The sequence below is a fragment of the Fictibacillus marinisediminis genome (assembly GCF_023149135.1).
In the GTDB taxonomy this organism is placed as follows: domain Bacteria; phylum Bacillota; class Bacilli; order Bacillales; family Fictibacillaceae; genus Fictibacillus_C; species Fictibacillus_C marinisediminis.
The window spans coordinates 1,090,261-1,102,874 of sequence record NZ_JAIWJX010000002.1; the positions used below are offsets into that span (position 1 = coordinate 1,090,261).

A 12,614-nucleotide genomic window follows, 5' to 3' on the forward strand; every position below is an offset into this window, starting at 1 on the left:
ATTATGGAACTAAAAGGAATACACCACGTCTCAGCCATCACGGCATTAGCGGGGAAAAACTATGAGTTTTATACGAAAGTCCTTGGAATGCGGCTGATCAAGAAAACCGTCAATCAGGATGACACCTCTGTGTATCATCTGTTCTATGGCGATGAAAAAGGGAATGCAGGAACTGAATTAACGTTTTTCGAAATTCCTAGAGCAGGAAGAAATCATGATGGTGCTAATAGCATTTCAGAAATATCCCTTCGCGTAAAGAACAATGAAGCGATGCAATACTGGAAAACACGGTTCGAAGAGAAGAAGGTCGAACATGAGGAATTGTCGGAACGGTTCGGCCGGCGGTCATTAGCCTTTAAAGATGAAGAAGGACAGCGCCTGCGTCTTGTTTCAGACGAAACGAATAGAGGCGTAGCAGGCGGTGTGCCATGGGAAAAAAGCGCTGTCCCAAAGGACTTCGGAATTATCGGTCTTGGGCCGGTCATGCTGACGGTTCGTACAAGAGAATTAACCGAGGAAGTCATCACTGAAATTTTAGGATTCAGAAAAAAAGGAGCTTATGCTTCTCAAGTACCTGGTCAGCCGGACATTCTCGTGTACGAAACGGGAGAGGGCGGTACGGGTGCAGAACTTCATATTGAAGAGCGAAAGGACTTGCCTCCTGAACGGCTGGGAAGAGGAGGAGTTCATCATGTGGCTTTCCGTGTGAATGATGAAGAGGAACTCAGAGAATGGATCAATAAAATACAGGGCGCCCGAATTCCAAATTCAGATTTTGTAGACCGGTACTATTTTAAGTCGTTATATTTCAGAGAGCTTAATGGGATTTTATTTGAATTAGCGACGGATGGTCCAGGCTTTGCTACGGATGAGGACCTTGAACATCTTGGTGAATCATTGGCATTGCCTCCTTTCCTCGAACCGAAGCGCCAAGAGATTGAAGCCAAACTGAAACCGCTGGATACCAAATTGTCCTAAACTTCATGTAGTGGGTATGGGTTTCCCTCCTTTGCCTCATATTAACTAAGAAAATAAAACTGCAAAGGAAGGGATAACCTATGGCAACTGTACTTTATATCACTGCCCACCCTCATGATGAAACACAATCCTACAGCATGACTGCAGGAAAGGCATTTATTGAATCCTATAGAGATGCCAATCCAAGTGATGAAGTCATCCACTTGGATCTATACAGAGAAAATATTCCTCAGATTGATGCTGATGTATTCAGCGGGTGGGGAAAGCTAAGAACCGGTTCAACGTTTGATCAGCTGACTGAGAATGAGCAATCCAAGGTTCGGCGGCTATCCGAACTGACCGAGCAATTTGTTGACGCGGACAAATATGTTTTTGTGACGCCGCTTTGGAATTTTTTGTTTCCACCGGCTATGAAGGCTTATATTGACTCCATCTGTACAGCAGGTAAGACATTTAAGTATACAGAGCAGGGTCCGGTTGGTTTGCTCACTGACAAGAAAGCACTGCATATCCAGGCACGCGGAGGGATTTATTCGGAAGGCCCAGCCATGGAATTGGAGATGGGGCACCGTTATATTGGCGTAATCATGAATTTCTTTGGTGTTCCTTCTTTTGAAGGTCTATTTGTCGAAGGGCACAATCAATTTCCTGACCGGGCAGAAGAAATTAAACAAAATGCCATTGCGAGAGCAAAGGAAAAAGCCCTGAATTTCTAAATGAATAAAAAACGAAAAGGAAAGCCTTTTACGCAAGTAAAAAGCTTTCCTTTTTCTTTTAGCTTTGTTAAAGCATATTGTAGATTTTCTTTCATAATGGGCCTCGCATATTGATGCTTAAAAGAGACCCTCAAGTCTTTTTCTTCATTAATAAGGCGTGAGCTGGCGATTCAATCACCCCCACCAAAAATCAACAACATGGACTAACAGAGCTTTCTTTTAAGTAGTAAAGAGCTCTCCTTGTATAGCTTTAATATATCGTTCTGCGGATCTTTGAACAGCTTGTGATGCATTTTCTTGTACGACTCTGTGAAAAGCATTGTACAAGCGATTAAATTTTAAATCCTTAACATTATCGGCTATACGGCTAACAACGGAAGCAGGCAGTGGGATAAGGTTAGGGTAGCTGTACATAAAACTGACCCAGCTGCGGTCAGCCACCACCTGTATGACGTCCCCTGTTAAAAGGACACCCTTACTTTGGCTGCCATCGGCCCAGTGAAGGACTGCTCCTCCCTTAAAGTGGCCGCCCAGATGGTGCAGCGTCAATCCCTTGCTAAGTTCAAGCTTCTCACCTGACCAAAAATGAATATGGCTGCTTGTGCGGGTGACCCATTCTTTATCGTCTTCATGTATGTAGATCGGTACGTTGAACGTTTCTGCCCACTCCACCTGGCTTGAATAATAATGGGGATGGGAAAGGGCAATCGCATCGATACCTCCAAGCTGTTTAACCGCTTCAATCGAAGCGATGTCCAGGTAGGTAATGCAATCCCATAAAAGATTGAAACCTTCGCCTTGAACAAGGTAAGCCGTCTGTGAGATGGCAAAGTCTGGCTGGGTATGTATACTGTACAGGTTTGGCTCATCTTCCTTGATGGTGTTGTAAAAATCGTCAGCTCTCATTTCTTTGAGTGTTGTCCATTTTTGGCCAGACGGATTAACATACTGCCTCTCTTCATTGCAAATGATGCACTCTGAAGGGGGCTGCTCAGATTGCTGGTACTGAACACCGCATGTGCTGCAAATAAATAATTCCACATCATCAACTCCTAATCTTAATAAATCTTAATAATTTCTGCACACGATTCTTAAGGTTTGAATCTTATGATAGAACTATAAATTCAAACCAACGGAGTGTGTTACAGTGTCCTTATCCTTTGTTTCTCAATACATCGTTAAGCCAAGAACGGTCGGAGCCATTCTCCCGAGTTCCAAATATCTTGCTGCAAAAATGGCAGGAGAAATCGATTTTAACTCTGCCTCCTACATTATAGAACTGGGACCGGGGACAGGAGTCTTCACTGACAAATTGCTTGAAAAACGAAATGAGAAAACTACAATCTTGATTATAGAGTATAATAGAGAATTTTATAAACAATTAGCATATAAATACAAAGATGCAAAAAAATTCTATGTTGTTAATGGTTCTGCGGAAAACCTGCATCTTTATATGAAGATGTGCAACATTCCTTATGCAGACGCCATTGTTTCAGGTCTGCCGTTTGCCAGTCTGCCAAAGGAAATGTCAGATTCCATTTTAAATAGTGCAAAAGCCGCGCTCCATCAGGACGGCAAATTTATTACGTTTCAATATACAAAATGGAAAAAGAAAATGATTGAAGAGTTCTTCTCTGCCATTAACGTAAAGAAAGAGCTAAGGAACATGCCGCCGGCCTATGTTTTCAGCTGCAGCAAACAGCTGAAGAACGATAAACATGTTCAGCATGAAGCAAGAGAGGGTTAATCCCTCTCTTTTTTTGTACATATTCATCCTGAATCTACAAACAATAAAAAGAAATCAGGGGTGATGTGATGAGCAAAACGAGCTGCAGTTCTTCAACTGGCCAAGACAGCAAGAGTGGAGACTTAAAATGGTGGCAGCTTTCTTTAATGGGAGTGGGCTGTACGATCGGAACAGGTTATTTTTTAGGTTCTTCTATAGGAATTATGATGACGGGGCCTTCTATCGTCATCTCTTTTATTCTTGCTGCAATCGGTACATATATCGTATTTAATGTTCTCGCCCAAATGACGGCTGAGGATCCTCAGAAAGGTTCTTTTTGTGCGTATGCGAAAAAAGCTTTTGGGCGCTGGGCCGGTTTCAGCTGCGGGTGGAACTATTGGATATCCAATATTCTTGTGATGGGAAGCCAGCTGACGGCATTATCAATTCTATCCCGCTTTTGGTTTCACAGTGTTCCTTTATGGGTGTTTGCCGCAGGTTACGCAATATTGGCTATCGCCGTTGTTTTGACGGGGACAAAAGGATTTGACAAAGTAGAGGATATTCTGGCCATTGTAAAGGTTGCCGCCATTTTGATGTTCATCGTCATTGCGGCAGCAACGATGATCGGCTGGATTGACGGCGATGTGAAAAAGCCGGGTCTTCCGGACAGTACACAAGTATTCTTTCACGATGGATTCAGGGGATTCTGGTCCTCACTCATCTATGCGTTCTATGCGTTTGGAGGGATTGAGGTCATTGGTTTGATGGCCATGCAGCTGAAAAAAAAGGAGGATGGGCCTAAGGCGGGAAAGGCGATGATGTTTCTGCTTACCAGCATCTATGTATTTTCCATGGGGCTTGCGGTAACCATGGTGTTTCAGCATGCATTTGACGATAAGGAAAGTCCATTCGTGACAGCTCTGAGTGATTATCATCTGCCGTTTTTTCCCCATGTGTTTAATGGAGCCATCATCATAGCGGGATTTTCTACCATGACTGCCTCACTTTTTGGGGTAACCAACCTTTTATGTACGATGTCTGAAGATGGTGATGCCCCAAGTCTGTTCAGTAAAAAAGTAAAAAAGCTCAAAGATCTGCCATTGGCTTCACTGGGGATTGGAGCTGCCGGACTGCTCGCCTCCATTATTACAGCTTTACTGCTGCCGGGAAAGATTTATGAATACATTACGACCGCTGCTGGCATATTGCTCCTTTATAATTGGCTTTTTATCATTTTCTCATCGTTAAAGGTGCTGAAGCAAAAGTTTTGGGGAAAGATGTTCTCATTTTTAGGCATCGTTTTGCTTCTAGCCAGTATCAGTGGAACGCTGGCTGAGAAAACCATTAGGCCAGGTTTTTATGTCAGCCTGCTGCTTGCAGTGGTCATTGGAATTGCGGCTCTATTCATGCGTAAGGTCTGGAAGAAGGCAGAAACGTAATGCAATTAAAGGCTGTTTCTAAGATCACTTAGAGAGAGCTTTTTTATTTAGGAAAATAGGTAAAATAAACGCAGAAAAAATTTTAAGAGTAAAATGAACTTATTCTTATTTTTGACGTCATTTTATTAGAAGACAATTCGTTGAGGCAGTTTGTCTAGAAGCGGGTGAATAAAGTGTGGACCACGAACTCCAGCAATTAATCGTTAACGCCAAAAAAGGAGATCAGGATTCCTTTTCAAAAATCGTTCAAAAATATAAAGGGAAAGTGTACCGGCATGCCTTTGCGATGGTCCATGATCAAATGGAAGCGGAAGATATTACTCAGGAAGCTTTCGTAAAAGCTTATTTTTCACTTCATCATTTGAAGCAGGATTATGCTTTCGCCTCTTGGTTAACACGAATCGTTACAAACTTATGTTATGACCGGATAAAGAAAGCTGAAAAGTCGCCTGTGCTGCATGTGGATCCGGAAAAAACAGAACGGCTGCCAAACACCCATTCTGAAGTTGAAAACGCACAGTTGAAAATGAATCTTCAGTTTGCGATGCAAAAGCTTTCCGCAGAGCATCGTACCGTGATCGTATTACGGGATGTACAAGGATTCTCTTACCAGGAGGTTGCAGATATTTTAGAAATACCGGCAGGAACCGTTAAATCCAGAATCAATATGGCTCGAAAAGAATTAAGGAGAGAACTCATGAGGGGTGATCGGGATGCATGATGAAGTAAAAGAGCTTCTTTCTGCATATGTGGATGAAGAATTAAACAGGGATGAACGTACAAAGGTTGAGGAACATAGCAAGACCTGCAATGAATGCAGGAAAGAGCTGCAAGAACTGAATGAATTAAAAGAACTGCTGTTTTCTGTTTATCATGACGCAGAGCCGGATGAATGGCGGATTGAACAGGCGGTGTTTAATCAAATTCAAGCTGAAAGTTCACCTGACCGGCTTCTTTCATGGAAATGGATCTTTGCTACAGGTTTCAGTGCTTTGGTAATCATCAGTATCGTATGGATCATGCTACCTGTAATCTATAAAAGCATACACGTTGGAATGACCTTAACTTCTATTTCGTTTAGTCTGGTGCATTCAGCATTTGCCGTTGCAGGCGGACTTCCTAACCTGCTCGAAGTAATCTTTGTTCTTACGCTGATTATTTTAGCAGCTTCCGGATGGTCCGTACGGCGATTATTAGGCACAAAAACAACAGGGTAGGAGGGCAGCCATGAAAGGATTCCATATTTTTATCTCGTTGATCATCATGTTATTTGCCAGTATGGCGCTGCTTAACCCAACGGCTTATGCTGCAGAGAAGAACATTATGAAATCAAAAGAAGTCGTTATTCCGTTCAACCAGAGTGTAGAAAATGTAATTGTGTTTGGCCACGATGCGGTCATAAAAGGAAAGGTCAAAACGGCCGTAATCGTTTTTAATGGAGATGTGAACATTAAGCGGCAAGCCAAAATCAAAGAGTTGGTTCTTGTTGTAGGAGGGCATGTCAAACAGGAGCCCGGTTCCAATGTTACAGAGAATGTAGTATCGATCAATTTGGACAGTCCATCTCAGAACAGCCTGTTTCTTGGGGGAATGGTATTGGTCGGCGGCTGGCTGCTGCGGCTCATTGGAAGCATTGTTCTTGTTCTGTTAACCATTTTGGCAGGTCTGTCGTTAAATAAAAGATTCAACAGCTTTGCAGAAATCACCAAAGGAAAAGCGGCTCGTTTCATTTTGTCAGGAGCTATCACAAGTCTGGCGATCCTGATTTTAAGCCTGTTACTGGGCATTACCGTTATCGGCATTCCGATCTCCATCATTCTTCTGCTGTTCCCTTTGATTTCTTTCATAGCTGGAATGGCGGTTTTAAGTAAAGAAGCGGCAAAGAGGATCGCCGGCTTAGAGAACAAACCAGCTTGGATCGTCTATATGACAGGATCTTTTTTAATCGTATCCATTTTTAATTTCCCGGTCATCGGAGGCATCGTCTTTTTTATCCTCTATTGTCTATCACTAGGAATGTCCATTCAATGGCTGTACAGCAGATTGCGGCTGGGAAAATAAATATAAGTATTGAAGTCCTTAACTCCTTGTTAAGGACTTTTTTTATTTCTAAATGAACTTTTTGCGATCTTTCTCGTCTTTTTACTAGTGTAAGGACTTTTAAGCAAAATCCATTTATAAAAATAGGTGATGAAAAATGAAGAAAATATTGTTTTTACCGTTTTTGCAAATGCCGTCAGGGCATCATCAGGCTGCCGAGGCGTTAATTGATATGTTGAAGATCAGAAAAAAGGATATCGTCTTAAAGAAAGTGGACTTGTTAAGCTATATGAATGTTTCGCTAGAAAAGATGGTGACGGGAACGTATCTCAAGTGGATCAAACTCCTGCCGGGAACCTACGATCTCGTTTATAAAAATTTCACCTATTCAACGATGAGAAAGGTCCATTCGTTCAAGGGTTATGAAATTTTATTTCTGAAAAAAATGGAAAAGCTTCTGGAGGATGAACAGCCAGACGTTATTGTATGTACACACAGCATCCCTTCTTACCTTTTGAGTGCATTGAAGCGGAAAGGAAAGTGCCAGGTTCCCGTCATGAATGTATATACCGACTTTTTTATCAACGACGTATGGGGCAGAGAAGAAATTGACTATCACTTTGTCCCAAACCAGGATATGAAATCAAAATTAGTGACAGATCATCACATTTCTCATGAAAACATCATCGTATCAGGAATTCCAGTACATGAGCAATTTACGAAAACAGAAAAACGGAGCAGTGAGAGCAGCCGGAGAAAAATCTTGATCTCAGGCGGGAGCAGCGGTTTAGGGGATATTTATGAGTTAATAACAGCTGCTGAAACGTCTGGCGCTTTCGACTATTTTGTGCTTTGCGGAAATAACCGTAAGCTGTATGAAAAAATCAGGCAGCTGGATGCGGATCATATTCATCCTCTTCCATACATTGCTTCAAGGCAAGAGATGAACGAATGGTACGACCGGGTCGATGCTGTAGTGACGAAGCCGGGGGGAATCACAGTGAGTGAAGCGCTGCAGAAAAATCTGCCCATCTTCGTTCATTCCGTGCTACCGGGACAGGAAGAGATCAATCTTGAATATTTGGAAGAAAAGAATCTGGTTTTCAGGCTTGAAAGATCTCAATCCATTGAAGAGCAGTTGTATAGGATCTTAGGCAATAAACCCGCATTGAAAAAATGGCATGCTGCCAAAAAAGCGTATGAAAAAGGCATAGAGATGCTGTCGCCAGATCAGATGGCAAAGTTTATCCACTCCATTTTAGAACCGGCGATGTCTTTTACTCAGCACGCTTAACCATTAAAAATGTTTTGCCAATACATCAAGACAGGAGCTTAACGAAATGGTAAGGAGGCCTATATCAAGAGAATCAAAATACTTGTATGGTGCATGGATCATCCTTCTGATCTATCTCTCTCCGCTTTTTATTTTAGGAGAGAATGCTCACATCCGAGTCCATGATAATATGGATTCCAATATTGCGTGGTACCGTGTTCTCGTTCACAGCGGACAGCTGTTTGGAAATATTCAAGCTGTCATACCGCAAGTAATCAACGGCCTGCCGAGGGATACCTTTGAAACGGAATTCAGCGGCATCGTCTGGCTGCATGCGTTGTTTCCAGCAATGCAAGCCTATGCCATATCACAGGCGATAACCCGGGTGTTTGCTTTTATTGGGATGTATCTGCTGCTGAAAGATCATTTTGTGAAAGAGCAGGAATTATCGTTTATCCGTGTTGGTGTAGCTTTAGCCTTTGCTTTAACGCCTTTTTGGCCTTCAGGCATGCTGAGCACCCTCGGAATGCCGCTCGCATTATGGGCGTTTTTAAATATTCGCAATCAGGCATCAGGTCGTAAGGAATGGCTGGTCCTTCTCCTGCTGCCTTTTTACTCCAGCTTTGTATTAGGTTTTTTCTTTTTTCTCTTTGCAATGGCTTTATTATGGATAACGGATGTGTGGAGAAAGAGAAAGTGGAACTTTAAATTTCTCATCAGTATCACCTTTATGGTTTTGATCTACTTGATGACTGAATACCGCCTGGTGTATTCACTTCTGCTTCCACAGGCACCGACGAGCAGGAATGAATTCAAGGAATCTGTCCTTGATTTTCCATCTTCCATAAGTCTGATGCTGAAAAATTTCCTATTGGGCCATACTCATGTGATGACGATTCACACGTACTTCATCCTGCCGCTTTTATTCGTGGCTCTGTGGAAGGTCATTAGACAAAAGACATGGAGAAATGAAACTCTTTTTCTTTTTCTCATGGTATTGAATGCTGTCTTATCTGTATGGTATGGCCTTTGGTTTTTTAAAGGATGGCAGCCGCTGAAAGATCAAGTCTCTCTTTTAAATACGTTTAACTTTTCGAGGTTTCACTTTCTGCATCCGTTAATTTTGTATCTTTTGTTCGCAATAGGCTTGAAGATCGTTGGACAGGGGAAGGGTAAATGGAAAAAAACAGCCGTGGTTTTGCTTATCCTTCAATTGCTATTGCTGTTCACACTGAATGAGGAAATCCGTTATCGAATCGCTGGATACCCTTCGTTCAAGGAATTTTACTCCACTCAGCTCTTTGAGAAAATTGACCGCTTTATTGGAAAACCGAAATATACGTATCGGGTAGCAAGCATAGGACTGCATCCCTCGATCTCTCAATACAACGGATTTTACACGCTCGATACCTATAACAATTTTTATCCGCTCTCCTATAAACACCAATTCCGTTCCATTATTTCTAAGGAACTGGACAAGAACCGAAAACTGAAGCACTATTTTGACCACTGGGGCGGCCGATGTTATCTATTCTCAGCAGAACTTGGCAAGCATTATAGTTTTGAGAAAGATTCGGATAAAGAAATCGACCACCTGCAAATAAACACAAAGGCGTTTAAAAAGCTTGGAGGACGGTACATCTTTTCATCTGTTCCTATCGTCAATGCCAGGGAAGACCATTTAACGTATGAAAAAACATTTACGGACCCGCATTCGGTATGGAAAATCTATCTTTACCAGGTGAGATGAGCTAAAAGGGAGTGAATTTGATGAATGAACCTATCTTAACGATTGTTGTTCCCTGCTACAACGAAGAAGAAGTGCTGCAGGAAACAACAAAACAATTAACCTATCTTCTGGAAGACCTGGAGACAGAAAAGTTGATTCATACACAAAGTAAAATCATGTTTGTGGATGACGGCAGCAAAGACAGGACATGGAACATGATTGAAGAAGAAAGCTTTGTAAATGGTTATGTAACTGGATTGAAATTATCCAGGAACGCCGGCCATCAGAACGCTTTGCTAGCCGGTTTGATGAAAGCAAAGGAATTCTCGGATTGTGTCATTTCCATTGATGCCGATCTGCAGGATGACATCACCGTCATCAGGGAATTTATCCTGAAATACAATGAGGGCTGCGAGATCGTGTATGGTGTCCGAAGAAAAAGAGATACGGATACTTTTTTTAAGCGAACGACAGCGAATGGTTTCTATCGTTTTATGCAAAAGATTGGAATAGACCTCATTCCTAATCATGCTGATTTTCGTTTAATGAGCAAGAGGGCCTTGGATGAGCTGTGCCGATATGAAGAAAACAACTTATTTTTGAGGGGGATCATTCCTCTCATCGGATTCAAGTCAGACAATGCATATTATGACCGCAAAGAACGGCTGGCAGGCACAACAAAATATCCATTAAAGAAGATGCTCGCATTTGCGGCAGACGGAATCACTTCATTTAGCATTGCCCCCATTCGCTTCGTAACACTAATAGGGATGATGTCTATTATTCTCAGTGTGCTGTTAGGGGGCTATGCCATTGTTCAGGAAATCCTGGGACATACAGAATCAGGATGGTCCTCCTTAATGATCTCCATCTGGTTTATTGGTGGGCTGCAGCTTTTAGGCATAGGCGTGATCGGTGAATATATCGGAAAAATCTTTAAAGAAGTAAAGCGGCGTCCAAAATACTCGATAGAAGCAAATCTTAATCTGGAAGATACACCAAGAAAACGGGAGATTTTCCATGAAAGCACGGTCCGCTAATACAACTTTAGATGGCTATTCTTTTATCATAAAAAACTTGACAGCATGATGCTTACCGTTGCGGCATAACAGGATATTTCCAGATTTGGGCAGGACATCATTATCCGCTGGATGTAAACGGTTTTTAAAACAGCGTTTGCGGCGAAAAAAAATCATCATGTCTAATAGAATCCCTCTTTCCATACCATTTGTTAATCTATAAAATGGTAGGCAAGAGGGATATTTATGTCATAGGAACAAAAATGCAGATCAGGTGGAAGAAAACGAGTTGAAGAATCTTGTCCATAAAGGCTATGACGGGCTCACAACTGAAAGTTACGCCTGATTTCCACCGGACAAACAAGATGTGAGCAGCGTCCTTAACGGGAAGAATGAAGTTGAACTCTATACATAAAATTAAAAATTAGAGAGTGAGAAACTAATGGGGAAGCTATTTAAACACTTAAAAAACGGAAATAAGTCCGCATTTTTAGCGGCAATCGTCAACACCATCATTGCCATCATTAAAGGCGGCGCCTATCTCAGTACAGGGAATGTGGCCATGTTTGCAGAAACGATGCACAGTCTAGGTGATGCTGCCAATCAATTCTTTGTATTCATCGGTTCTGCATTAAGCAAAAGAGGGGCAACAGACCGTTTTCCTAATGGGTTTGGAAGACTTGTGAACCTCGTGCTGCTGGGCGCCGTTCTGATTGTTGGAATCATGTCGTTTGAAACAGTTAAAGAAGGATTTACACACATCTTTCACCCGACGGAATCGACTGGCTTTGCCATCAATCTGGCTGTGCTGGGAGCAGCGGTCCTGCTCGAGGCATTCGTCCTTTTTAAAGCAATGAAAGAGATCATGCATGATGCAGGGGACACCACGAGCGGTTTTGCCGTATTCGCTAAAAGTTTCGGTTATCTTCCAAAAGCCAAACCAGCTACAAAACTTGTTTTTATGGAAGATATGGTAGCCACTGCAGGCGGACTGCTCGCTATCATCGCCATTGTCATCGCCCACTACACACCGTTTCACCAAGCAGAAGGCATCGCGTCAATACTGATTGGCCTTATGATGTTCTTTGTTGTCGGAAAAGTATTTCTTGATAATGCTGCAGGGGCTCTTGGAGAAGCGGATGAGGAAATGGAAGACAAAATTGGTGATTTGGTCTTGCGTGATCCTGATGTGAAAGATGTGGTCGGAGTAACCGTCATTAAAGAAGGCGAAGATCTTCATGTCGAACTTGAAGTTGAAGTAGATCCATCGCTGACCGTCGCCCAGGCAGACGACATAAAAGACCGTCTTGAAGAGCAGATCTTATTGGAAAAAGGCGTAGCTGATGTCACTATTGAGTTTGATGAAGACGATGGTGTTCAGCAATGGCAGGAGCACCGCAAAAACATGAATGAAACTGAAAAATGAGTAAAAAACAAAGGATTTCTCCATGCTTTATGGAGGAATCCTTTGTTTTTGTGTTTTAGAGCTTAGTTATGGGGTTTTTTAGGCATGTGAGAACCAGTTTTACCAGTAAAAAATGGAATGAAAATGGAAATACAAGCGGAAACACTAGCTTTACTGTCCAAAATGTTCATTTTACTGTCCAAAATTTGAAAATACTGTCCAAAATCCAACAAATACAAGCCAAAACCCCATTATGGTCAACTAGCTAGATCAAAACATTCCGGGA

12 protein-coding genes are annotated in these 12,614 nt (G+C 42.2%); 11 read left to right on the forward strand and 1 reads right to left on the reverse strand.

The window, feature by feature from the left end:
* Window positions 1-3: 3 nt before the first annotated feature.
* A complete protein-coding gene (locus LCY76_RS06040; RefSeq protein WP_248251871.1) occupies window positions 4-978 on the forward strand; it encodes a ring-cleaving dioxygenase in 975 nt (324 codons plus the stop codon).
* A gap of 80 nt (window positions 979-1,058) precedes the next feature.
* A complete protein-coding gene (locus LCY76_RS06045; RefSeq protein ID WP_248251872.1) occupies window positions 1,059-1,694 on the forward strand; it encodes an FMN-dependent NADH-azoreductase in 636 nt (211 codons plus the stop codon).
* A 219-nt stretch (window positions 1,695-1,913) separates the two neighbouring features.
* Here LCY76_RS06045 and LCY76_RS06050 read toward each other — a convergent pair whose 3' ends face one another.
* Window positions 1,914-2,735 (reverse strand): MBL fold metallo-hydrolase, encoded by an 822-nt coding sequence (locus tag LCY76_RS06050; RefSeq protein WP_248251873.1) that lies wholly within the window; start codon window positions 2,733-2,735, stop codon window positions 1,914-1,916.
* 106 nt (window positions 2,736-2,841) lie between these two features.
* On the opposite strand from LCY76_RS06050, the gene LCY76_RS06055 reads away from it, so the two are divergent.
* The 9 genes from LCY76_RS06055 (at window position 2,842) to LCY76_RS06095 (ending at window position 12,349) form a co-directional block, all read left to right on the forward strand.
* The gene (locus LCY76_RS06055; protein ID WP_248251874.1) at window positions 2,842-3,441 is read left to right on the forward strand and encodes a class I SAM-dependent methyltransferase; all 600 of its coding nucleotides are present in this window, start codon (window positions 2,842-2,844) and stop codon (window positions 3,439-3,441) included.
* Window positions 3,442-3,509: 68 nt separating this feature from the next.
* Window positions 3,510-4,862 (forward strand): amino acid permease, encoded by a 1,353-nt coding sequence (locus LCY76_RS06060; RefSeq protein WP_248251875.1) that lies wholly within the window; start codon window positions 3,510-3,512, stop codon window positions 4,860-4,862.
* Window positions 4,863-5,037: 175 nt separating this feature from the next.
* Window positions 5,038-5,583 carry an RNA polymerase sigma factor gene (locus LCY76_RS06065; RefSeq protein ID WP_248251876.1) on the forward strand — a complete coding sequence of 182 codons (546 nt, stop codon included), beginning with the start codon at window positions 5,038-5,040 and terminating at the stop codon, window positions 5,581-5,583.
* Window positions 5,576-6,079: an anti-sigma factor family protein gene (locus LCY76_RS06070; protein WP_248251877.1), complete on the forward strand. Its 504-nt coding sequence runs from the start codon at window positions 5,576-5,578 to the stop codon at window positions 6,077-6,079. The genes LCY76_RS06065 and LCY76_RS06070 overlap by 8 nt, the downstream gene beginning before the upstream one ends.
* A 10-nt stretch (window positions 6,080-6,089) precedes the next feature.
* A complete protein-coding gene (locus LCY76_RS06075) occupies window positions 6,090-6,923 on the forward strand; it encodes a hypothetical protein (RefSeq protein ID WP_248251878.1) in 834 nt (277 codons plus the stop codon).
* A gap of 136 nt (window positions 6,924-7,059) precedes the next feature.
* Window positions 7,060-8,196 carry an MGDG synthase family glycosyltransferase gene (locus LCY76_RS06080; protein WP_248251879.1) on the forward strand — a complete coding sequence of 379 codons (1,137 nt, stop codon included), beginning with the start codon at window positions 7,060-7,062 and terminating at the stop codon, window positions 8,194-8,196.
* 46 nt (window positions 8,197-8,242) lie between these two features.
* Window positions 8,243-9,925, forward strand: coding sequence for a DUF6044 family protein (locus LCY76_RS06085; protein ID WP_248251880.1), 1,683 nt, complete (start codon window positions 8,243-8,245; stop codon window positions 9,923-9,925).
* Window positions 9,926-9,945: 20 nt separating this feature from the next.
* Window positions 9,946-10,944, forward strand: a complete 999-nt coding sequence (locus LCY76_RS06090; protein WP_248251881.1) for a glycosyltransferase family 2 protein — start codon at window positions 9,946-9,948, stop codon at window positions 10,942-10,944.
* Window positions 10,945-11,365: 421 nt separating this feature from the next.
* Window positions 11,366-12,349, forward strand: a complete 984-nt coding sequence (locus LCY76_RS06095) for a cation diffusion facilitator family transporter (RefSeq protein ID WP_248251882.1) — start codon at window positions 11,366-11,368, stop codon at window positions 12,347-12,349.
* The last annotated feature ends 265 nt before the right edge of the window (window positions 12,350-12,614 follow it).

Coding starts and splice junctions, on each gene's coding strand:
- LCY76_RS06085 (WP_248251880.1), top strand. CDS start 8,243: ATGGTAAGGAGGCCTATATCAAGAGAATCAAAATACTTGTATGGTGCA.
- LCY76_RS06090 (WP_248251881.1), top strand. CDS start 9,946: ATGAATGAACCTATCTTAACGATTGTTGTTCCCTGCTACAACGAAGAA.
- LCY76_RS06060 (WP_248251875.1), top strand. CDS start 3,510: ATGAGCAAAACGAGCTGCAGTTCTTCAACTGGCCAAGACAGCAAGAGT.
- LCY76_RS06080 (WP_248251879.1), top strand. CDS start 7,060: ATGAAGAAAATATTGTTTTTACCGTTTTTGCAAATGCCGTCAGGGCAT.
- LCY76_RS06070 (WP_248251877.1), top strand. CDS start 5,576: ATGCATGATGAAGTAAAAGAGCTTCTTTCTGCATATGTGGATGAAGAA.
- LCY76_RS06045 (WP_248251872.1), top strand. CDS start 1,059: ATGGCAACTGTACTTTATATCACTGCCCACCCTCATGATGAAACACAA.
- LCY76_RS06095 (WP_248251882.1), top strand. CDS start 11,366: ATGGGGAAGCTATTTAAACACTTAAAAAACGGAAATAAGTCCGCATTT.
- LCY76_RS06040 (WP_248251871.1), top strand. CDS start 4: ATGGAACTAAAAGGAATACACCACGTCTCAGCCATCACGGCATTAGCG.
- LCY76_RS06075 (WP_248251878.1), top strand. CDS start 6,090: ATGAAAGGATTCCATATTTTTATCTCGTTGATCATCATGTTATTTGCC.